Raw genomic sequence first — 20,596 nt, forward strand, 5'->3', positions numbered from 1 at the left:
TCGGGGGAGATGCCGCACTGCGCCGAGTGACGGGGCGGAGAGGTCACCTCAGACAGGGCCATGCACGCGGGTATCCGCAGTCTGGGAGTTCGGTCATCGCGGGGGCTCAGGCCGCGAGGGTGTCGATGTGTCGCTGCAGCACCCGGTCGGCCTGACCGGCGGGGTCGTCGGAGGTGTTCCACAGCAGGTGGAGCGCAAGCCCGTCGAGCAAGGCGTGCAGTCGTGCCGTCTCGAGATCGGGATCGAGAGTCGGGTCTGTCACTCCCGACTCTGAGAGCTGTCGCAGCACTGATGAGCACACTCGGCGGACGCCGTCGTGAAGGTCGGCTGCGCTTCCCCTCAGGCTCTCGTCGGTGAGGGCGAGCCGGCTCAGCTGCAGCTGCACGACGAGCTCTGTGCGTCGTGTGTCGTCGAGGGGGAGCAGTTCCCGCATCCACTGCATCGCTCTCTCGCGACCGTCGCCCGTCACGGCGCGCAGTCGGGCCGCGACGGACTGTCGGATGCGGTCGAAGCAGAAGCGGCGAAGGGCGTCCTGCGTCGGGAACGCGCGTCGGAGCGACGCCGCGGCGATCTCCGCCTCCTCCGCGACCTTGCGCACCGACAACCCGGCGATGCCATCGCGCACCAGCACGCGGAACGCCGCCGCCCCGATCTCGTCGTTGCGGTCGTCGTGGTCGATGAGGCGGGGCATGACCTCATTCTCGTGCAGTGGCGGGTGATCGCTTGGGCCAGATCGAGTAGCTGACGGCCCACAGCAGATCTATCGCCACGATCATGCCGAGGATCGGGAAGAAACCGAGCAGCTCGGCGGTGCGCGCCGCGTCGCCGACGAGAGCGATGAGGCCCCCGAGGAGCCCCGCTGCGATCGCGGCGGCCAGCATCGTGCGCGCGACGTCCTTCCAGCAGGCGATCGTGTACGCAGAGCCGAACAGACGCGGTCGAGGCGCCGCCCCACGAAAGCGCGAGGCGAATTTCGCATCCGCCCACGCGACCATCCGGTGGCCGTATGCGACCGAGATGCCGATGTAGAGAGCGGCCAGACCGTGGTGCCACGAGGCCGTTCCGCCGCCCATGAGATCGAGGGCGACGAGCGCCAGCAGAACCAGGTCGATGGCCGGCGCCGCGAGCAGCAGCATCCTGCCGAGTCGGGGGAGGTCGAAGGCGTAGCGGGCGATGAGGCCGGCTGCGATCGCGACCCAGAAGCCCACCTCGCACGCGATGATCGCCATAAGGATCATGGACGGTCCTCTCGGTCGACGGTCCGATTATGTTAGTACGACTGTGCTACCACCCGACGTGCGGACGCCGCAGGACTTGAGTGTGTGGCGACCACAGGGTTTCTACTACGACATGCACTCGACGGAGCACGGCGTCGCCCCAGGCGCCGCCGCGAGCCAGAATGAGTCAGAAGACGGCCGCGCAGGAAAGGGACCCTTCATGGCGTGGAGCACGAGAGAGGTCGCTGACCTCGCCGGAACCACGGTGAACACCGTGCGGCACTATCACCAGGTGGGCCTGCTCGAACAGCCGAGCAGGTCGTCGAACGGGTACAAGAGCTATGAGGTGAGTCACCTCGTGCAGCTGCTCCGCATCCGTCGTCTGCGCGAACTCGGGGTTCCCCTCGATCAGATCGATCGTGTCTCCGCCGGGGACGATCGTGCCCTCGCGGCGTTGGAGGACATCGACGCCGAGCTCGCCGTCACGATCGAGCGGCTGCAGCAGGCTCGGGTGGAGATCCGCACCATCATCGACGGCGCGACGACGACGGATCTGCCTCGGGGCTTCGAGAACCTCACCGCACGCCTCACCGAGACCGAACGGTCGCTGATGCTCATCTACTCCCAGGTCTACGACGACGAGGCCATGCGGGATCTCCGGGTGATGCTCGAATCCGATCCGGCCGACGTGCGCGCCGATTTCGATGCGCTGCCACCGGATGCCGACGAGCAGACGCGGATCCGCATGGCGGAGAGGTATGCGGTCGGACTCGCTCATGATCTGACGACCTATCCGTGGCTGCAGGATCCTCTGGCGCATCACCGAGGGCGCCCGCAGATGACATGGGAGGCGGTCGCGGAGTCGGTCGCCGCGCTCTACAACCCCGCCCAGCTCGATGTGATCGCCCGAGCGCATGTGATCGCGCTGGCGACGATCGCCGCAGGCTGAGCGGGAGCACGACTCCGGGCGCCCTCGATTCACAGACGCGGCAGCACCGTCGCCGCGATCACGGTGTTCATGATGACGGCGTTCATCGTGCGCACCACCGCGCTCGATGCCGCTGCGGCACCCCAGTCGCCGTCCTCGAGCCGCTTCGCCCGCGCGTAGACATCGCTGTCCCAGGGGATCTCCGCGTGGAACTGGGGGAGCGTACCGCTCGCCGACAGGAGGGCGATGCTCGCCGCGGTGCGGGGGTCCGGATCGTCCCCGTCGATGAGCGCGGCTCGCACTCTGCGGATGAGGTCGGAGCGGCGTTCGCCGGCGAGTGTGAGCTTCGTCGTCGGGAAGAGTCCGAGGACCTTGCCTTCCGCGCGGTTCAGATCACCGCGCGCGACGACACGGTCGAGGACCGGGCCGCGCAGCTGGGGACCGATGCCGGCGAGAACGGCCTGGACGTCCTGAGCCTTCTTCGACAGCGACGTCAGCGCCGGCGCGAGCAGTGGGTCGGGCGCGTCGCCTTCGCCGACCGCGCGCACCCGGGTGAAGAGTCCGTGCTCCTCGGCTTCGACCCGACCGGCGAGCGCGAGGTCGGCCAGCACGGCGCCGCCGAGCACGTAGAAGAGGATGTTCTCGCCGGCGATGGTGCCCGAATCGGGTTGGAAGAGCAGGAGCAGGGTGTCTTCGACGATCAGGGGTTCTTCCGACATGGGTGCTCCTCGGGTCCTCGGCGTCGCGGCCGCGACCTGTCGTCACGGTCGTCACGAGCGCCTGTAGACGCGAAGTCAATACGGTGTTCCGACCACAGGGTCAAGCGGGTCGGCGATCGGAGAGCTCACGCTTGACCCTGTCCCGGGCACACGGTCTTGACTGCCTTCAGACATCCGCGGTACGCACCGTCCGCGGCATCCGACAGAGAGAGATACGACCGATGGACAACCCCTATCCCTGGTTGCAGGACTTCATCAACCAGGTCCCCGAGATCCTGCAGCCGATCATGGTCGCGCTCGTCGCCGCCATCCCGTACATCGAGGGCGAGGGCGCCGCCGCGTTCGGCATCATCGCCGGAATCAACCCGATCGTCGCTGCGCTCGCCGCCATCACGGGCAATGTGCTCTGCGTGATCGCGGTCGTGCTGCTCGGATCGCGGATCCGCGGCGGGGTCGTCGCGCGCCGCGCGGCGCGATCGGCTGCGGCCTCGCCCTCAGCGATCGGTGGCTCGGCGCATGTCACGTCGACGGTGGCGACCGCGACGGCATCCGACGCAGCCGAGGTCTCCGGCTCAGCGACAGCCGACGACGATGACACGACGCGGCGCGGGAAGGGGCGCGCGAAGCTGCGGCGCTGGCTGGTCAGGTTCGGTGTCCCCGGCGCCAGCATCCTGGCACCGATCGCTCTTCCGACGATGCTCACCGCGGCCTTCTTCGTCGCATCCGGCGTGCGCAAGGAATAGGTCATCCTGTGGCAGGTCATCGCGATCGTGCTGTGGACGGGAGCTGTCGCGGCCGCTGCCACGGGACTCCTCGCCCTGCTGGGCTGGTGAGGTGGCGCTCCTGCCCGAGAGCATGCGGCGTCATCCTGGAGATGACGGACCTCGAGATCGCCTGATCAGTCGTCCACCGTCAGCGGAGGACGCCGCAGGCGGTCTCGACTCGGAGCATGACCGTGCCACCTGCTCCCATCGGGTAGCTCAGCAGGTACGAGCCGGTCTCGTCCTCGATGAGCGTGTGCCCGCCCGTCACCGGCCAGGTGGTGCCGTCGGAGTACTCCACGTCCTGCGAGGACGTGCCGGTGGAGGTCACCGCGTCGCCGTACTCGTCCTGCAGATCGGCGATCGTTCCCTCGACATCGGTGCTGGGGATGCCGAGCGCCCACACCCACCGCCCGATGCCGTCGTCCTCGCCGGGGCACGCGTACGCGTTCGCGTCAGCCTCCGCGAACCGCTCGCCCGCGGCGAACGCGGCGACGAGCTTGTCGACGACGTCATTCGAAGTGTCTCTCACCTCGTTCATGCTCTGGTCGAACTTCGGCGGCTCGACGTCGGTGGGGGCGCTCGGGGAGCATCCGGCCACTGTGGCGAGGGCGAGAGGCAGAGCCAGGAGAGGTGCGAGTCGAGTGGAGCGCATAGGCACAGTCTTGCTCATCCCGACGGGCGGCACGTCAACCCCGTCGGCCGATCTCCTCTTTCCACACGACACGTGTCACTGTGGACGGATGAGACCAGACGCGCGAAGCTACGACCTCGACGATCTGCGGCAGCGGGTCATGCAGGAGCAGGGCGGAGCGGTGGATGACAGCATCCCCGAGCTGGCCGACGCGGACGCCGATCTGTGTGCTCTGGCGCTGGTGCTGCCGGACGGCACGATCCGCACCAGTGCTCAGTCATCGGTCCCGTTCAGTGTTCAGTCGGCGGTCAAGCCGTTCCTCTTCGCTCTGGCGCTGTTCGACACCGAGGGCGAAGCGCTCGACCTCGTGGGCATCGAACCGACAGGCGAGGCCTTCGACGCGATCAAGCTCGAGAGCGGAACCGGCCGGCCGCCGAACCCGATGGTCAATGCCGGTGCGCTGCTCACGGCATCGCTCGTCGACGGCGCGACCGTGGACGAGCGCGGGGAGCGGATCCTTCGAGGGCTGTCGGCCTTCGCCGGACGCCGGCTCGAGGTCGACGAGAGCGTCGCGCGGAACGAGCATCTGCTCGGCGACCGCAACCACGCGCTCGCCCACCTCATGCGGGCAGAGGGAACGCTGCATGTCAGCGCCGACGATGCCGTCGCCGTCTACGCGCGGGCGTGCGCCGTGCTCGTCGACGCGGAGGCGCTGGCCGTCATGGGTGCGACCCTCGCCTGTGGCGGGGTGAATCCGGTGTCGGGGGAACGCGTCGTCTCGCAGAGCGTGGCTCGCGACGTCGTCTCTGTCATGGCGACCTGCGGCGTGTACGACGGTTCCGGGCGGTGGATGCGCGAGGTCGGCATCCCGGCGAAGTCGAGCGTGTCGGGTGCGATCGTGCTCTCGGCGCCCGGACGCCTCGGCGCCGCCGTCGTCAGCCCTCCTCTGGACGAGCTCGGCACGAGCGTGCGTGGAAGAGCGGCATGCGACGCGCTGAGCGTCGAGCTCGACCTGCACGCGTTCGGGACGTCGGCGAACTGAGGAGCGAGCCCCGCCGGAGTGTCAGTCTGCGTCGGGGGAGAAGACGGGGCTGAGGAAGCGACGTTCGTAGCGGCGGATGCACTGCGTTCTCCGCGCCAGTTCGAACGCCTCTATGCACTCGGGGTCGCTCTTCGAGGCCGTCCGGTAGATCTCGTACTCAGCCAGGGACGGGAAGGTGAACAGCGCGAACGCCTCGTCGCTGTCGCCTTCGCTCGGCAGGAAGTAGCCGTGGTGGGTTCCTCCGTGCTTGGCCACCAGTCGGATCCATGCGCGCCCGTACTCGGTGAAGTCGTCGAGTTTGTCGGGGTCGATCTCGTAGCGCAGGTGAACGGTGATCATGTCGTTCATCCTCTCAGAGGGTGAACGTCGTCTCGCTCTCAGCCCGCATCCGCGACGTTCCGTTCCTCGTCGGAGTTCGGGGTCCAGCCGAACCATCCGCCGTCAGTGCTCATGACGCTCCAGTCGCCGCACGCGAAGACGGTCTTCGCCGTGTACGGATCGGGAGCGTCGTCGAGCACCCAGGCCGGCGCCGAACTCCGTTCCACCTCGGTGCAGTCGTCGCCGAGCGCGGATCCGCTGGAGAGCAGAACGACGGCGTCCGCGGCGTCCTCGATGGTCGACGTGCGCACGGTGATCTCGGTGGCGTCGGCCGGGATCCAGCCGGCCTCGACCTCGGCCCCGTCGTCGAAGGCCTCGACGTCGTCGAAGGTCGATGTGGCCTGCTTGTGGACGATGCTGTCGTAGGCGGAGCATCCGGTGAGAGAGATCAGCCCCACGACGATCAGGGCGGAGGAGGCGAGGGCCGTTCGTGCGTTCATGTGTTCCACACTGGTCGACCCGAGCGGCGTCGACATCGGGCGAGCGAGGTAGCGGCATACATCTCGAGGATGATCCCGCGCCGACCCCGCCCCTGAACGCGAAGGTACGCTGAAGGCATGGGTGATCAATCGCCGCTCGCCTCTCGACCCCTGTGGGCGAGCGTGGCCGACGGCTTCTACGTGGGCAGCCGGGACGGCTCCTTCCTCGGCTACGTCGACCGTCAGGCGGATGGCATGTGGCGTGCTTTCGACGCGGTCTCGCGTTCCATCGGCGACTATGCAGACCACCACCGCGCGATGGCCGCTGTGACCACTCGGGGAGAGGATGCCGGATGACCGCCGAGCACGCACTCGTCTCGCTCGTCTACTGCAGCAGCGCGACGCACCCGTTCAGCGAGCAGGAGCTCGCCGACCTGCTCGCGGTGAGCCGGGCCCGTAACAGCGCTCGTGACATCACCGGCATGCTGCTCTACCGGGGCGGCGAGTTCGTCCAGATCCTCGAGGGTGCCAGGTCGGACGTGGAGAGCCTGATGGAGATCATCGGCCGGGATCCCCGTCACGAGGACGTGCGCGTGCTGATCGAGGAGCCGCTGCATGAGCGGCGCTTCGCCGAGTGGACCATGGGGTATCAGTCCCTGGTCGCTGCGGAGCCGAAGATGCTGTCGGGATATCGCGATTCCTTCGACGACCTCCGCGTGGGCGACCACGACATGATCGGCCGCGCGATCATGGAGCTCACCCTGTGGTTCCGCGTGCGGGAGTCCGCCGCGCGGTAGACGCGGTCCCGTGAGCACGTGCGGCTCGCCCGCCCGCTGCGCCGCGAGCTCGCGCTCTCCGAGCTCGCGCTCCCGTTCTCGGGGTATAGACCCTGGTACTGCCTCGTCGCCGTGGTCAGGACTGCAGCCCGATGTGCCCGCGCGCCGTCGTTCGTAGCGTCGAAGGCGAACGAAAGGCGCGACATGATTCGAGTTCAGTCCCTGACGAAGCACTACGGCGAGAGGGTGGCCGTGAACGGCATCGACTTCACCGTCGAACCGGGCACGGTCACCGGGTTCCTGGGACCCAACGGGGCAGGCAAGTCCACGACCATGAGGATGATCGTCGGCTTGGACCGGCCGACCGCGGGCACCGCGGAGGTCAACGGTCGGGCCTATGCGGATCTGCCCTCACCCCTGCGCGAGGTCGGCGTGCTGCTCGATGCCCGGTCGGCGCACAGGCGCCGCACCACTTACAAGCACCTGCTGGCGATAGCGGCCACCCACGCCATCGGCGCCGCCCGGGTGCGTGAGGTGATCGAGATCGCGGGACTGGGTGCTGTGGCAGACAGGCGAGTCGGCGGGTTCTCGCTCGGCATGAACCAGCGGTTGGGGATCGCCGCGGCTCTGCTCGGCGATCCGCAGACGATCATCCTCGACGAGCCGGTGAACGGCCTCGACCCCGACGGCATCCTGTGGATCCGCGGCCTGCTGCGACAGCTCGCGGGGGAGGGGAAGACCGTGTTGCTCTCGTCGCATCTGATGAGCGAGATGACACAGACGGCCGACCATCTGCTGGTCATCGGTCGAGGGACGATTCTGGCAGACGGGCCTCTGCACGACGTGGTCGCGGGTGCGACCCGATCCGTGGTGCGCGTGCGGACCAGAGAGGTCGAGCGACTCATGAGCACCCTCGCGGGCCCCCGGGTCACCATGACGACGCACGCGGATGGCGCGGTCGAGGTCGACGGCCTCGCCGCCGAGGACGTGGCGCGTGCCGCGGCCGACGCGCGCATCGTGCTGTACGAGATCGCCGCCGTCGAGGGCTCGCTCGAAGACGCCTACCTCGCCCTCACCGCGCACGACACCGAATACCGCGCGACCGCGCAGGATGCCATCGAAGGAGCCGGACGATGACCCTCACCACGAGTCCCCGACGAGCGGATGCGCGCACTCGCCGCCCCGCGTTCGCCCACGTGCTGCGGTCGGAGTGGATCAAGCTGTTCAGCCTGCCCTCCTCCGTGCTCGCCCTCGCGGCGATCTTCCTCATCGGGGTCGGCGGCAGCCTGCTCCTCGGCGTGACGCTCGAGTCGTCGGGCGCGCCGTCGGTGCTCCTGATCGAGCGCACCATGGCCGATGTCACGGTGCCGACCGTCGTGCTCGGCCAGATCATCGCCGGTATCCTCGGAGTCATGCTGATCGGCGGCGAATACGCATCGGGCTCGATTCAGCCCACGTTCGTCGCGGTGCCCGACCGGTTGCGCGTCCTGCGCGCGAAGGCGGTCGTGGCGTTCACCGTCGTCACCGCGACCGCCCTCGTCACCGTGTTCAGCGCATGGGCGCTCACCACGCCGATCTATGCACAGTTCGGCCTCGCGGCACCGCTCACCGCACCGGGGGTCGTGCTCGCGCTTCTCAGCTCGGCGGGGTATCTCGGGCTCTGCGCGCTGTTCGGGGTGGGCATCGGGGCACTCGTGCGATCGACGACAGCGGGAGCGATCATCGTCTTCCTGGCCACGCTGCTGCTCCCCGTCCTGACGTCGCTGCTTCCGTACGGGCTGCTGTCCCGCGCTCTGCGCCTCACCCAGCTGGGCAATGCGGGCGATGCGATGAGCCGGGTCGGCGCAGAAGGCGGTCCGTTCCTCGACCTGTGGAGCGGTCACATCAGCGTGGGTGCCGGCTGGCTGATCGCGTCGATCTGGGCGGCGATCGCGCTCGCTGCAGGCGCGATCGCCCTGCGCAAGAGAGACGTATGACACCGCGGCGATCCGACCTCGTGGTTCTCGGGTCGTACTCGGCGGTCTCGCTGGCCCTCGGCTACCTGTCGCTCGAGTCGTCACTGACCACACCCGCGTGGGCGCTCGTGGCGCTGTTCGTCGCGGGCATCGCGACGATCCTCGTCTCACGTCGGCATCCGTTCGTGGCCTTCATCGCGGTTCTCGTCCTTCTCCCGCTGTCGTTCGCCGGCGGTTCAGGCGCCGAAGGGGTGCTCGCGGTCGCGGCGCTGTACCGGTGCGGAGTCGACCTCCGGCCGCGACAGGCATGGACGGCGTTCGCGGCGGCCGTGGCGTCGGGCATGCTCGCTGCGCTGGTGCTATCGCTGCGCGTGCGCCTCGGCCCGCCGCTGCTCGGACTGGCGCCGCGAGTGGACCTCGACGCCTGGCCGCTCGACTGGCTCGGAATCGCCACCGTCGTGGTCGCGATCTCGCTGATGTCCATCCTCGTCGGGCTCAACGTCGGCCACCGGCGGCGCGAGGTCCGCGCACTCGTGGAACGAGCGGAGCAGATGCGCCGTGAGCGAGACCAGGAGTCGCACATCGCTGCCGCGCTCGAACGCGAGCGGATCGCGCGGGAGATGCACGACGTGATCGCCCACAGTCTCGCCGTGATGGTCGCGGTCGCCGACGGCGCGCAGGCCTCCGCCGCCGCTCGACCAGAGGAGTCCCGCCGGGCGATCGGGCAGGTCGCCGAGACCGGACGCCGGACTCTCGTGGAGATGCGTCGCCTGCTGACGACTGTCCGCGGCGAGCGTGACTCGGTCGACCGTCAGCCGACGCAGGCGACCATGGAGCGCATCCCGTCTCTGGTCGAAGAATCGCGGAGCGCGGGTCTGCCGATCCGATTCGAGCAGACGGGCGTCATCGACGCCGACGCGCTGGTGGGGCTGACCGTCTATCGCATCGTGCAGGAGGCGCTGACGAACATCATGCGGCACGCGCGCGACGTGCAGGAGGTCGTGGTGAAGATCAGCATCGCAGACGACGACCTTTCGATCCTCGTGGAGGACACGTCTGCGCCGGCTCTCCCTATCGTCGACCAGGGCCGTGGCCTGGTCGGCATCCGCGAGCGCGCCGCGTTCTATGACGGGCACGTCGAGGCCGGACCTCGACCGGGCGGAGGCTGGCGCGTGTTCGTGCGACTTCAGACGGAGAACCGATGACGATACCCGATGCCCACGCCGCCCGGATCCGGGTGCTGATCGCCGACGATCAGGAGCTGGTCCGCTACGGACTCCGTCTCGTGCTCGAGGCCGAGGACGACATCCATGTCGTGGGCGAAGCCTCCGACGGGGCGTCTGCCGTCGACGCCGCGATCGCGCTGGGGCCCGACGTGATCCTGATGGATGTGCGCATGCCCGGCACGGACGGCATTGAGGCGACCCGAGACCTCACCGCACGGCTGCCACGAACCCGGGTGCTCGTGCTGACCACCTACGACCTCGACGAGTTCGCCTTCGGGGCGCTGCAGGCCGGAGCCGCAGGGTTCCTGCTCAAGAACACTCGGCCGGCCGAACTCGTCGCCGCGATCCGCACGGTCGCGACGGGCGATGCCGTGGTCGCTCCGCGGATCACCTCGAAACTCATCGAAGTCGCCTTGCCGCACCTGGCTCCCCGCACTCGGGCTCAGGATCACGCTCTCTCGGTGTTGACCGACCGCGAACGCGACGTCTTCGTTCACGTCGGCCGCGGCCTCACGAACGACGAGATCGCGAGGGCCCTGCACCTGAGCGAATCCACGGTCAAGGCACACTTCGGCCGCATCCTCATGAAGCTCGCCCTGCCGCACCGTGTGCAGGCGGTCATCCTGGCGTACGAGCTCGGCATCGTCAGGCCCACCGGCCAATAGCCCCGCCGCGCAGGGCCGCTCATCCTCGCAGACTCACTGCGGCGTGTCCACCACTGCCGTGCGGCCCTGTTCGTTGCAAGACTCGGCGCATGGTCTTCATCGGTTTTCATGCCTCGCACGAGCAGATCGCACCGAGCGCGCTTCTCGACGCGGTGATCGGCGCCGAACGCGCGGGGTTCGACGGAGCCATGTGCTCCGACCACCTCGCGCCGTGGACCAGAGCCCAGGGCGAGTCCGGCTTCGCGCTGAGCTGGATCGCGGCCGCGCTCGCCTGCACGGAATTCTCGATCGGGATGGTCAATGCCCCCGGGCAGCGCTATCACCCGGTGATGATCGCCCAGGCGTTCGCGACTCTCGAGGAGATGTTCCCCGGTCGCTTCTGGGCGGCGATGGGCAGCGGCGAGGCGGTCAACGAGCACGTGACCGGCGACGCGTGGCCCGAGAAGCAGGTCCGCAACGAGCGACTGCGCGAGAGCGTCGACGTGATCCGCCGACTGATCGAGGGCGAAGAGGTCGACCATGACGGCCTGGTGCGCGTCCACGAAGCGCGAGTGTGGAGCAGGCCGGCCGAACCGCCGCCCCTGTTCGCGACCGCGGTGAGCGCCGAGACCGCCGAGTGGGCGGCCTCGTGGGCGCAGGGTCTCGCGACCGTGATCCAGGAGCCCGCCGCGCTGCAGCGGGTCGTCGACGCCTACCGAGGCGCCGGGGGCTCTGGCCCCTGCATCCTGCAGGTGCACCTCAGCCTCGCGGAGAGCGACGAGGCGGCGTTCGCCATCGCCCGCGAGCAGTGGACCAACGGTCTGCTCTCGCCTCCGCAGACCTGGGATCTCGAGCAGCCCGAGGACTTCGAGGCGGCGGTGGCCGGCCTCGACAGGGACGAGCTGAGAAAGGCCGTGCTGATCGACCGTGACGCCTCGGCGTTGGCCGGCCGCATCGCCGATCTCGCGGAGATCGGATTCGATCGCGTGTATCTGCACCACGTCGGCACCGAGCAGTCGTACTTCCTCGCCGCCGCAGAAGCCGAGCTCATCCCCGCACTCAAGGAGCGACTGTGAAGATCACCGATACGAGCGACCTCTGGTGGAAGACCGCGGTCGTCTACTGCCTCGATGTCGAGACCTTCCTCGACTCGAACGGAGACGGGGTCGGCGACCTGCAGGGCCTCGCCCAGCGGATCGACTACCTGTCGCAGCTCGGCGTCACCTGCCTCTGGCTGATGCCGTTCTATCCGAGCCCCGACCGTGACGACGGCTACGACGTCAGCGACTTCTACGGCGTCGACTCGCGCCTGGGCACCCACGGCGACTTCGTCGAGGTCATCCGCACCGCGCGCGATCGGGGGATGCGGGTGATCGTCGACCTGGTCATCAACCACACCTCCGACCGGCATCCGTGGTTCCTCGCCGCCAAGCGCAGCGTCGACTCGCCCTACCGGGACTATTACGTCTGGCGCGACGACGCGCCTCCGAAGGGTCAGAAGAACGAGGTCTTCCCCGGCCAGGCGAACGGCATCTGGGGCAAGGACGAGAAGTCGGGGCAGTGGTATCAGCACAGCTTCTACGAGCACCAGCCCGACCTGAACATCGCCAATCCCCGCGTGCGCGACGAGATCGCGAAGATCATCGGGTTCTGGCTGCAGCTGGGCGTCTCGGGGTTCCGCGTCGATGCCGTACCGTTCCTCCTCGAGATCCCCGAGGGCGCCGGCATCCCCGAGCCGCACGATCTGCTGCGCGACATCCGCCGGTTCCTGCAACGCCGGTCGAGCGAGGCGATCCTGCTCGGCGAGGTCAACCTGCCCTACGACGAGCAGGTGCAGTACTTCGGTGGTGACGACGGCGACGAGCTCACGATGCAGTTCGACTTCGTCGGGATGCAGTCGCTGTACCTGTCGTTCGCGCGCAAGGACCCCGCGCCTCTGATCGAAGCGCTGCGGGCCCGACCCGTGCTCGGCTCTGAGGTGCAGTGGGCGAACTTCCTGCGCAACCACGACGAGCTGACCCTCGACAAGCTCAGTGACAGCGAGCGGAACGAGGTGTTCGAGGCGTTCGCGCCCGACGAGCGGCAGCGGGTGTTCGGACGAGGCATCACCCGGCGCCTCCCGCCGATGCTCGACGGCGATCCGCGCCGCATCCGCATGGCCTACAGCCTGCTGTTCACCCTGCCCGGCACGCCTGTGCTCTTCTACGGTGAGGAGATCGGCATGGGCGAGAACATCGAGATCCCGGGCAGGGAGGCCGTGCGGACTCCGATGCAGTGGTCCGACGATCGCAACGGAGGATTCTCGGATGCCGCGCCCAGCCGGCTCGTCGCCCGTCCGCCGTCCGACGGGTATGCGCCGGAGCACGTGAACGTCGCCGCCCAGCTGGCCGACCGCGGCTCACTGCTGTACTTCATCCGCGCTCTCACCTCGAGCTACCGGATCTCGCCGGAACTCGGATGGGGCACGCTCGAGGTCATCGACCAGCCTGCCGAGTCGCTGCTCGTGCACTCGCTCTCGGCGGACGTCGGCCGGATGATCGCCCTCCACAACTTCGCAGAGGTGCCGGTGACCACGTCCTTCCGGCTGTCCGACGAGCCGGAGGGCACGACTCTCGTCGACCTCCTCGAGGCGTCACGCCTGGCACTCGACGCCCAGGGCGGGGTCGAGCTGGAGGTGCCGGCGTACGGCTACCGCTGGCTTCGCGTATCGCGTCCCGGTGATGGCCGAGTGACCTGACCGGCGACGCACCTCGTCGGCTCCCGGGTGCCGCGGATCGTCGCGTCAGTCGCCGGCGTCGCGTGCACCCTGCACCTCGAGCACCACGGCGGGGAGCTCTCCGGCCAGTTCGCGGGCGAGGAACCCGAGGCCCATCCGCTCGGCCAGCCGGTCGCCCGCGCGGGCATGTGCCCAGGCCCCCCACACCGCAGCGCGTTCCGGGTCGAGCCCTCGGGCCGCGAAACCCGTGATGGTGCCTGCGGCCACATCTCCCGAACCGGCGGTGCCGAGGCCGGGTCCGCCGACATCGAGGCGCCACACCGCACCCGACGGCGCGACGACCGCGGAGTAGCAGTGGATCACGGCATCGAGCTCTCGTGCGAGGGGCCGAAGGTCGCTGAAGAGTTCATCGACAGGGCGCCCCAGCAGCAGCTCTGCTTCGTCGAGGTTGGCATTGATGATCAGGGACCGCGGAAGATCGGACCGCGGCACCTCTCTCACGGCTCCGACGGCGAAGGCGTCGACGACGAGGCAGGCGATGTCGTGGCCTGCCAGCCGCCGCAGCCACTCGGCGGCATGCTCCGGATCATCCAACCCCGGCCCGACCAGGACCGCATCGGCCCCGTCGAAGGCCGTGCTCAGGGCATCCGGTGTCGGCTCGTCTGCAGCGGGCGACTCGTAGATCCCTGCTTCGGGCACGGTGATGCGCACGACATCGGCGATGGCGGCATCGGTCGTCACGGCGACCTTTCCCGCTCCGACGCGCAGCGCCGCCTCGGCGGCCAGGACGACCGCGCCCGCCGACAGAGGGGAGCCGCCGATGATCATCGCCGTTCCCCGGGAATTCTTCGAGTCGCCGGGGTCGGGGAGTCCCCACTGCTGCAGGAGGCGCGGCGTGACGGTCGTCGGCTCACTCGGGACGGACATCGGGGCTCCCTGGGTGCACGGTGACCGCCGCACCCAGCTGCTTGAGGTGGCTCACATCCGAGAAGTCGATGAGTCGCCACTGCTCGCCGTCGAACCGGAGCCGCGTCACGGAGGCATTGAGGACGGTGTTCGCGGACGCGAACTCCATGAGGCGCTTCTCGTCCATCCCGGTCAGCAGCGCCATCAGCAGCATGACGACCGCATCGTGGGCGACGACCAGTCCCACTCGCGCATCCGCATCGAGTGCGTCGTGCAGGAACGACCGCAGACGCAGCGCGACGTCGGCCCAGGACTCGCCACCGGGTGGCCGGTGATAGTACTTGCCCAGACGCGCGCGACGAACGGCCTCCTCGGGGTGCCGCGCGGCGACGCCCCACCGCGTCAGCAGATCGAGGATGCCGAGCTCCCTGTCGCGCAGTCGCTCGTCGGTGAGCACCTGCTCGACGGCCGGGGCGTCTTCCATGCTGAGCGCGAACGTCTGCTGTGCACGCAGGTACGGCGACAACCAGGCGACCTGCGGCGAGATGGCGCCGCCGTGCAGTGCGGCCGACAGCGCCCGCGACTGTTCTGCACCTGTCTCCGACAACGGCACGTCGGCATCTCGGCTCGCGAGCTCGATCATCTCTGCGCGCGCTGCCTCCGCTGCGGTCGCGGCGATGTTACCCACACTCTCCCCGTGCCTGACCAGCCACAGCTCTTCCACGTCACAGCTCCCAATCGTCGAACGGAAGGCTCCAGGGGCCATGGTCCGGCTCGACGTGGTCGTCTTTCTCGACCGAGATCACCACCCGTGTCGTCGCGCGGATGAGCACGCTGATGCTGCGCCCTTCGGCAGACAGGGTCACGAACGCCGGCGGCGAGGACGCAGCCGCTTCGATCTCAGCCATGATCTCGTTCAGGGGCTGATCGTCCTGAAGCACGAAGCTTCTGCCGTCGATCTCAATATGAGTTCTCACGGTTCTCCTTCCCCTCGTGGGCGACGTTAGGCGAGACGGTCGAGTGTGCAGAGGGCCTTGCGCCCGGGGCGCGCAGTGGTTAGCGGTTTCGCCGCCGAGCGCGGGCGGCACTCTCTACGATGGGGTGATGCAGGTCTTGGACACTCTCGCTCTCGTCGGTGAGGTGCTCTCCTGGGTGGGCCTCGGCATCGGTCTGCCGCTGCTTCTGCTGGCGTTCCTCATCCGCACGGTCGAGGGAGCGTGGCTGCCGATCGAGATCGCGGTCATCGAGCGCGAGGGCTCTCTGATCGGCCGCTGGTTCGCCGGCGGCGACTTTCACGAGAGGGCTCTGAGAAGGCACGAGGCCGTCACGACGGATGATGGCTGGGCCGACGGAGTGGTCAGCGCGAACAACCCCGCCCATGCGCGGGTGGGCGAACCGCCTCACACGCGGCGCGTCATCCTGACCCTGGGGATCGTGTTCGCCGGCGTAGGGTTCGTCGGACTCGTCGTGTCGCTGCTGCCGCTGCTGATGTCCTAGCTCGATAGTGTGACGCTCATGCAGGACTCCGCCGACATCCCCCCGTCCACCCCGCTGGATGACTGGTTGGACGCACTGAGTCGACCGACGGGTTCTCCCGGGGGAGGTGCGGCGTCCGGTGTGATGCTGGCGATCGCCGCCTCGCTGATGAGCATGGTCGGCGGGTATTCCGATGACGATCCGCGAGCGGCGGACATCGTCGACCGCCTCGCCCGGCAGCGGGCTGAGGCGCTGCGAGCGGTCGAGGCGGACGGCGTCGTCTCTTCGAGCTTCGGGGCGGCGCTCGCTCTGCCGAGCGACGACCCCTCCCGCGACGAGCGCGTGCGCAACGCTGCTGTCGAGGCGGCCCGGTCAGCAGCGCAGGTCGGCGTGATCGGCATGGCGATGCTGCGCGACGTGCGCGTGCTCGTCGAGGCGGGCAACCCGCATATCGTCGTCGATCTCGCGGTGGCGGCGGAGGCGCTCCGTGCCGGACTGTCGGGGGGAGCCATGAACATTCGCGCGAACCTGCAGATCGCGCGTCGTCACGGCGCCGAGACGCTGGCCGATCTCGAGGCCGACGTCGAGCGCGTCGCGGGTGCGGAGCGAGAGGTCGGGGAGATCATCCGGGAGCTGTCCTCACGCCTGGACTGAGCGAACGCCGGTGCCCGATGCGACCCGGCGATATCCGTCGCCGTGGGGTTCGACCGCGCCGCCCTCGATGAAGCTGTCTATCCAGCCGCGCATCGGCCACTCGCCCCAGCGCTCGGCGAACAGGGCGCCGTTGCGCAGGATGTCGTCGAGGTGGCGCCACGGCGGAGAACCGGCCGGGTGCCACTGGTGGTAGGCGTGCGCGCCGCCGACCCACTGCACTCGCATGCCGAGAGACCGAGCCCGTCGGCCCAGGTCGGTGTCTTCGGCGCCATACCCTTCATACGCCTCGTCGAAGCCGCCGAGACGCGTCCACGTCTCAGTGGTCACTGCGAACGACAGCGACCAGAAGAGATCGAACTCGTCATCGGTCGCCGTCACCACGTCGCCGTCCGGTGGCAGGGGACGAGCCGGATGCGGTCGGGTCATGGTGCCGAGGTCGGCCATCCTCGACGGACGCTGCACGCTGTGCAGGTAGGTCACCGGTCCGCAGAGCAGGTCGTGCGGGTGGTCCTGTGCTGCGTCGACGTATCTCTCGAGCAGGTCCGGACCCGGCAGGCAGTCGACATCGAGGAACACGAGCAGGTCGACACCGTGATCCAGCGCGAGCGCGGCGGCGGCGTTGCGCGCCGCGCCGACGCGCATGCCGTCGCGGCCGGGCGGCACATGCACGGACAGAACTGACGGCACTGCGGGCGGTGCGTCGACGTCGAGCCACGCCTCGACACGCACGACCTCGATGCCCGGCGTGCGCACCTCGGTGAGGAATCGGCGCTGGCGCTGCAGGTGGTCGAGACGGTTCATCGATGCCGGGGTGATGACGGCGACGCGGATGCTCATCGCGCCAGCTCCTCGATCGCGGCCGCGGCTCGTGCGGCAGAACCCGACACCTGCCACACGTCCCAGCGGGGAGCGGTGTCGGCTGCGCGCCGGATGCTGTCGACCACCTCGGCCGGCGACGCGTCAGCCGCGACGGTCCGGGCGAGCCCGTGGGCGGCCAGCACGCGGGCCATCTCCTTCTGCTCGTCGAAGGGTCGCTCCTGGGCGATGACGACAGCTCGGGCATCCGCGGCCGCGAGGTCCGCGATGCTGTTCTGACCCGCCGCGCTCACGACGACGGTCGCACGGCACAGCAGCGGCCACACGTCGTCGATGCGATCGTCGCTGCCCGCCCCTGCGTTTTCGACGACCCATCCGTCTGCGCTCAGCAGCTCCCTCGTCTGCGCGAGCCGCACCGGGTCGAGCGCGAGGCCGAGGAACAGCACGCGGCGCACGTCGTCAGCGTCTGCGTCTGCGTCTGCCTCGGTGCAAGCGCGGCCGTCGTAGCGCGAGATCGCGCCGACCGATCGCACGCGGTCCTCGCGACCGATGAGGGCCTTCGCGGGGATCGTGCCGGGAGCCCAGGGCGCCAGGATGCGGTCGGCGAGGTCGTAGCCCAGACGGTGCGGAGCGTCGGTGCGATCGCCCGGCTGCGCGACGGAGATCGTCGGCACCCCCAGCAGACGAGCCAGGATCGTGACCTCGACGCTGACGTCGACGACGAATGCGGACGTCGGGTGAATCGCCACCCATTCCGCGATCGCCGCGAGGCGGGCCTGGTGGCCAGGGTGCCCGAGCGGCGCCCAGTGCAGGGTGCCTCGGGCTGTGACATCGCCGAGCTCATGCGCCTCGCGGCTCACACCGTCGGGCCCCACGACGGCGTCGGAGTCGGAGGGCAGCTGGACCCATACGGTCTCCGGCGGCAACGAGGCGGGTTCGGGAAGGCTCGAGAACACCGTCACCTCGTCTCCGAGGTGCGGGCGGATCGCTTGCATCCGGGTCATGTGGCCCCAGCCGTGATGATGCACGTACCAGCCGATCATGCTCCGACCGCCTCTGCGTCGGCGAGCTCGTGCGCGGGCACCGCGCTCTGAGCGGCGACGGTGAGGACCCGCTCGATCTCGCGGTGCCTGTGATCGAGCGAGTGGCGCGCGGAGGCGGCCTCGCGCACGACCCGACGCGACAGCCCCAGCCGTGTCTGCTCGACCAGCGCCGTCGCGGCGTGGGCGAGTGCATCGGTGTCGGCGGAGGGCACGATGGCGGTGCCGGGGATTCCGGCCAGCACTTCGCTGGTGCCGCCGGAGTCGAAGGCGGCGACGGGCGTGCCGGTCATGAGCGCCTCGGCCATCACCAGTCCGAAGGGCTCCGACCACACCGGGGTCACGAGAGCGACGGATGCTGCCCCGACGAGGGCCGAGAGCTCGGGCTGTCGCAGGGCTCCGACATAGTCGATGCCGTGGCCGAGCAGCGGTCGGACCTCGCGATCGAAGTACGCGGCATCGCCCACGCGGCCGGCGAGCTTCAGGCGCGCGCCTGCCTGCCGCGCGGCGATGATGGCGAGGTGCGGTGCCTTCTCGGGCACGATCCGTCCGAACCACACCCAGTCGCCTCCGCCGGGCCCCAGGCTCCACTGCGCCGTGTCGACGCCGTTGGCGAAGACGAACGCCTCGACGCCCTCGGCCGACCAGGCCCGCGCCGTGTACTGGCTGACCGCGAGGAATCGGTGCGGTGAGGAGCCGGTGAGCGCGTTCGAGGCGATCACCATGTCGGCGAGGGGCGGCGTGTGCAGCGTGGTGACGACCGGCACTCCAATGTCACGGCTCCAGAGGATCGGATCCCCGTGGAGACTGTGATTGTCGATGACATCGACGCGTGTCGCGGGGGCGTCGAGCTGATCCCGCACGCGCGCGAAAGCATCCGTCATCAGCCGGCGGTGGCCCTCGGGGAAGTCGGTGTCGGACGCATCCCGTGACTGATGCCAGCGGGGGCTCGGCAGGTGCAGATCGATGTCGGCGCCCAGGAAGTCCGACCCTTCGGCCGCACAGAGCTGCACGTCGTGGCCACGGCTGCGCAGCCAGCGCACGCGGTTCCAGACCACGGCCTCCAGGCCGCCGGCGTGCGGTTGGCGGAGGGCATGACGCTCGGGGGCGACGACCATCACCCGCAACCGCTCGCGGCCGATCATGCGCGTGCCTCCGTCGAGATCTCGGCGCGTGCGGTGGAGTAGAGCAGGGCGTGCGCGTCGCGCACGGCCTCCCGTTCGGCCACTCTCTCAGAGCGCCGCCGCTCGACCAGCGACGCACGGGGCGACGAGGCGCGCGCATCGGAGGCGAGAGCCACGGCCTCGACCAGCGTCTGCGGGTCGTCGAGGTCGATGACGAACAAGTCGTCGGGATGCTGGGACTTGATGTGCCCGACGTCGGTTCCCGCCACGGGAACCCCCAGGTCGTAGCAGAGCTCGACCCACCCGGAGTGCGTGCCGTGCAGGTAGGGCAGGACGAAGAGGTCGAGTCCTCCGATCCACGCATCGATGCCGGCGTCGCTCAGACGCGGAGTGCGCCGCACTCGCACGGCGGGGTGCTCTTCGGCGACCGCGGTCACGCGAGCTGCCGTCGCGTCATCGCGGACGCGCTCGTGCATCAGCAGCTCGAACTCGACGGCTCGCCCTGTCTGTGCGAGCAGCGCGGCAGCATCGACGGCTGCGCGCACCGCACGCTCGGCGGCGATGTTGGGGCGCAGGTCTCGCAGGTGGATTCCGACCCGCAGGGTCTCGTCGACCGCGTGCTCGGACACGGCGGCACCGTCGAGCAGAGTGGGGTGAGCCAGCACCCGACTGCTGCGGTGCCACCGGCGTTCGATCTCGTCCGCTGCCGTCGAGGTGAGCGTCACGAGGTGGTCGGCTGTCGGGATGATCACGTCGAGCAGTTCACGATAGGGCCGCTGATCGACCAGCTGCGGGTTCTCCAGATCGTGCACGGTGTAGACGATCGGCCTGCCGACCCGGTGCGCGGTCTCGAGAGCCTCGCGCAGCTCGCCGGGAGAGAACGACTCGAGCCCGAAGTGCACATGCAGCACGTCGAAGTCGGCACCGTGTGACGCGAGCCACTGCGAGGTGAGCGCCACCGGCGGCCACCACACGTCGGCCGGCGCGCCCGGAACAGCAGGGTCGGGCAGCACACGCACACGTCGTGTGTCGGTGATCGCGCGCACGTAGGGGTGGGCGGCCGGGATCGAGGCGACGCGAATGAAGGCGGGTTCGGTGACGATGTGGTTCTCCGTTGGCGGGCTGAGCACCCGACGTGCGTATATCGCGATGACGGAGAGACCGC

26 protein-coding genes are annotated in these 20,596 nt (G+C 69.2%); 13 read left to right on the forward strand and 13 right to left on the reverse strand.

All coding sequences use genetic code 11. From position 1 onward, the window contains the following. Window positions 1-106: 106 nt before the first annotated feature. Both OPU70_RS11010 and OPU70_RS11015 read right to left on the reverse strand, forming a co-directional pair. Window positions 107-691 carry a TetR/AcrR family transcriptional regulator gene (locus OPU70_RS11010; RefSeq protein WP_498557774.1) on the reverse strand — a complete coding sequence of 195 codons (585 nt, stop codon included), beginning with the start codon at window positions 689-691 and terminating at the stop codon, window positions 107-109. 4 nt (window positions 692-695) lie between these two features. Then, window positions 696-1,238 carry a hypothetical protein gene (locus tag OPU70_RS11015; RefSeq protein ID WP_498557775.1) on the reverse strand — a complete coding sequence of 181 codons (543 nt, stop codon included), beginning with the start codon at window positions 1,236-1,238 and terminating at the stop codon, window positions 696-698. A 199-nt stretch (window positions 1,239-1,437) separates the two neighbouring features. Here OPU70_RS11015 and OPU70_RS11020 point away from each other — a divergent pair, with 199 nt between their 5' ends. Beyond that, on the forward strand, window positions 1,438-2,166 hold the full coding sequence (locus OPU70_RS11020; RefSeq protein WP_311878013.1) for a MerR family transcriptional regulator: 729 nt from the start codon (window positions 1,438-1,440) through the stop codon (window positions 2,164-2,166). A gap of 29 nt (window positions 2,167-2,195) precedes the next feature. On the opposite strand, the gene OPU70_RS11025 is transcribed toward OPU70_RS11020, so the two are convergent. Beyond that, window positions 2,196-2,864, reverse strand: a complete 669-nt coding sequence (locus OPU70_RS11025) for a GOLPH3/VPS74 family protein (protein WP_498557776.1) — start codon at window positions 2,862-2,864, stop codon at window positions 2,196-2,198. Window positions 2,865-3,085: 221 nt separating this feature from the next. Between OPU70_RS11025 and OPU70_RS11030 the strand changes: the two genes are divergently transcribed. Beyond that, complete coding sequence (locus OPU70_RS11030; RefSeq protein WP_498557777.1) at window positions 3,086-3,607, forward strand: small multidrug efflux protein; 522 nt, start codon at window positions 3,086-3,088, stop codon at window positions 3,605-3,607. A gap of 169 nt (window positions 3,608-3,776) precedes the next feature. On the opposite strand, the gene OPU70_RS11035 is transcribed toward OPU70_RS11030, so the two are convergent. Then, window positions 3,777-4,280 carry a hypothetical protein gene (locus tag OPU70_RS11035; protein WP_498557778.1) on the reverse strand — a complete coding sequence of 168 codons (504 nt, stop codon included), beginning with the start codon at window positions 4,278-4,280 and terminating at the stop codon, window positions 3,777-3,779. An 88-nt stretch (window positions 4,281-4,368) separates the two neighbouring features. Here OPU70_RS11035 and glsA point away from each other — a divergent pair, with 88 nt between their 5' ends. Continuing rightward, window positions 4,369-5,301, forward strand: coding sequence for a glutaminase A (glsA, locus tag OPU70_RS11040; RefSeq protein WP_042539966.1), 933 nt, complete (start codon window positions 4,369-4,371; stop codon window positions 5,299-5,301). A 21-nt stretch (window positions 5,302-5,322) separates the two neighbouring features. On the opposite strand, the gene OPU70_RS11045 is transcribed toward glsA, so the two are convergent. Together OPU70_RS11045 and OPU70_RS11050 are read right to left on the reverse strand one after the other, a co-directional pair. Beyond that, window positions 5,323-5,640 (reverse strand): NIPSNAP family protein, encoded by a 318-nt coding sequence (locus tag OPU70_RS11045; protein ID WP_042540138.1) that lies wholly within the window; start codon window positions 5,638-5,640, stop codon window positions 5,323-5,325. Window positions 5,641-5,678: 38 nt separating this feature from the next. Then, window positions 5,679-6,119 (reverse strand): hypothetical protein, encoded by a 441-nt coding sequence (locus tag OPU70_RS11050; RefSeq protein ID WP_311878023.1) that lies wholly within the window; start codon window positions 6,117-6,119, stop codon window positions 5,679-5,681. A 117-nt stretch (window positions 6,120-6,236) separates the two neighbouring features. Between OPU70_RS11050 and OPU70_RS11055 the strand changes: the two genes are divergently transcribed. The 8 genes from OPU70_RS11055 (at window position 6,237) to OPU70_RS11090 (ending at window position 13,436) form a co-directional block, all read left to right on the forward strand. Next, window positions 6,237-6,455, forward strand: coding sequence for a hypothetical protein (locus OPU70_RS11055; protein ID WP_042539970.1), 219 nt, complete (start codon window positions 6,237-6,239; stop codon window positions 6,453-6,455). Further along, the gene (locus OPU70_RS11060) at window positions 6,452-6,895 is read left to right on the forward strand and encodes a BLUF domain-containing protein (protein WP_042539972.1); all 444 of its coding nucleotides are present in this window, start codon (window positions 6,452-6,454) and stop codon (window positions 6,893-6,895) included. The genes OPU70_RS11055 and OPU70_RS11060 overlap by 4 nt, the downstream gene beginning before the upstream one ends. A gap of 183 nt (window positions 6,896-7,078) precedes the next feature. Continuing rightward, window positions 7,079-8,011, forward strand: coding sequence for an ATP-binding cassette domain-containing protein (locus tag OPU70_RS11065; protein WP_498557779.1), 933 nt, complete (start codon window positions 7,079-7,081; stop codon window positions 8,009-8,011). Then, on the forward strand, window positions 8,008-8,850 hold the full coding sequence (locus OPU70_RS11070) for an ABC transporter permease (protein WP_498557780.1): 843 nt from the start codon (window positions 8,008-8,010) through the stop codon (window positions 8,848-8,850). Before OPU70_RS11065 ends, OPU70_RS11070 begins: the two co-directional genes overlap by 4 nt. After that, on the forward strand, window positions 8,847-10,034 hold the full coding sequence (locus OPU70_RS11075; protein ID WP_498557781.1) for a sensor histidine kinase: 1,188 nt from the start codon (window positions 8,847-8,849) through the stop codon (window positions 10,032-10,034). The genes OPU70_RS11070 and OPU70_RS11075 overlap by 4 nt, the downstream gene beginning before the upstream one ends. Continuing rightward, window positions 10,031-10,720, forward strand: coding sequence for a response regulator transcription factor (locus OPU70_RS11080; RefSeq protein ID WP_498557782.1), 690 nt, complete (start codon window positions 10,031-10,033; stop codon window positions 10,718-10,720). Before OPU70_RS11075 ends, OPU70_RS11080 begins: the two co-directional genes overlap by 4 nt. A gap of 89 nt (window positions 10,721-10,809) precedes the next feature. Continuing rightward, entirely contained in the window at window positions 10,810-11,775 is a 966-nt protein-coding gene (locus tag OPU70_RS11085; RefSeq protein ID WP_498557783.1) for a TIGR03885 family FMN-dependent LLM class oxidoreductase, read from the forward strand. Then, on the forward strand, window positions 11,772-13,436 hold the full coding sequence (locus OPU70_RS11090) for an alpha-amylase family protein (protein WP_367824092.1): 1,665 nt from the start codon (window positions 11,772-11,774) through the stop codon (window positions 13,434-13,436). Before OPU70_RS11085 ends, OPU70_RS11090 begins: the two co-directional genes overlap by 4 nt. Before the next feature lie 45 nt (window positions 13,437-13,481). Here OPU70_RS11090 and OPU70_RS11095 read toward each other — a convergent pair whose 3' ends face one another. Genes OPU70_RS11095 through OPU70_RS11105 form a run of 3 tightly spaced genes read right to left on the reverse strand, consistent with a single transcriptional unit; the run spans window position 13,482 to window position 15,298 of the window. Continuing rightward, the gene (locus OPU70_RS11095; RefSeq protein WP_498557784.1) at window positions 13,482-14,342 is read right to left on the reverse strand and encodes an ADP-dependent NAD(P)H-hydrate dehydratase; all 861 of its coding nucleotides are present in this window, start codon (window positions 14,340-14,342) and stop codon (window positions 13,482-13,484) included. After that, window positions 14,326-15,087, reverse strand: a complete 762-nt coding sequence (locus OPU70_RS11100) for a histidine phosphatase family protein (protein WP_498557785.1) — start codon at window positions 15,085-15,087, stop codon at window positions 14,326-14,328. Before OPU70_RS11100 ends, OPU70_RS11095 begins: the two co-directional genes overlap by 17 nt. Continuing rightward, entirely contained in the window at window positions 15,047-15,298 is a 252-nt protein-coding gene (locus OPU70_RS11105) for a hypothetical protein (protein ID WP_042539990.1), read from the reverse strand. Before OPU70_RS11105 ends, OPU70_RS11100 begins: the two co-directional genes overlap by 41 nt. Before the next feature lie 127 nt (window positions 15,299-15,425). Here OPU70_RS11105 and OPU70_RS11110 point away from each other — a divergent pair, with 127 nt between their 5' ends. Together OPU70_RS11110 and OPU70_RS11115 are read left to right on the forward strand one after the other, a co-directional pair. Further along, window positions 15,426-15,818, forward strand: coding sequence for a hypothetical protein (locus OPU70_RS11110; RefSeq protein ID WP_079113498.1), 393 nt, complete (start codon window positions 15,426-15,428; stop codon window positions 15,816-15,818). 18 nt (window positions 15,819-15,836) lie between these two features. Next, a complete protein-coding gene (locus OPU70_RS11115) occupies window positions 15,837-16,451 on the forward strand; it encodes a cyclodeaminase/cyclohydrolase family protein (RefSeq protein WP_153302249.1) in 615 nt (204 codons plus the stop codon). On the opposite strand, the gene OPU70_RS11120 is transcribed toward OPU70_RS11115, so the two are convergent. The 4 genes from OPU70_RS11120 to OPU70_RS11135 are packed head-to-tail and all read right to left on the reverse strand — an operon-like array spanning window position 16,437 to window position 20,561. After that, window positions 16,437-17,288 carry a galactosyltransferase-related protein gene (locus tag OPU70_RS11120; RefSeq protein ID WP_311878036.1) on the reverse strand — a complete coding sequence of 284 codons (852 nt, stop codon included), beginning with the start codon at window positions 17,286-17,288 and terminating at the stop codon, window positions 16,437-16,439. The two genes, OPU70_RS11115 and OPU70_RS11120, sit on opposite strands and share 15 nt — an antisense overlap. After that, complete coding sequence (locus tag OPU70_RS11125; RefSeq protein WP_498557786.1) at window positions 17,285-18,310, reverse strand: glycosyltransferase; 1,026 nt, start codon at window positions 18,308-18,310, stop codon at window positions 17,285-17,287. Before OPU70_RS11125 ends, OPU70_RS11120 begins: the two co-directional genes overlap by 4 nt. Continuing rightward, window positions 18,307-19,452 (reverse strand): glycosyltransferase, encoded by a 1,146-nt coding sequence (locus tag OPU70_RS11130; RefSeq protein ID WP_498557787.1) that lies wholly within the window; start codon window positions 19,450-19,452, stop codon window positions 18,307-18,309. The genes OPU70_RS11125 and OPU70_RS11130 overlap by 4 nt, the downstream gene beginning before the upstream one ends. Continuing rightward, entirely contained in the window at window positions 19,449-20,561 is a 1,113-nt protein-coding gene (locus OPU70_RS11135) for a glycosyltransferase (protein WP_498557788.1), read from the reverse strand. Before OPU70_RS11135 ends, OPU70_RS11130 begins: the two co-directional genes overlap by 4 nt. Between the last annotated feature and the right edge of the window lie 35 nt (window positions 20,562-20,596).

The sequence above is a fragment of the Microbacterium sp. SWDP-B6 genome (assembly GCF_059803615.1).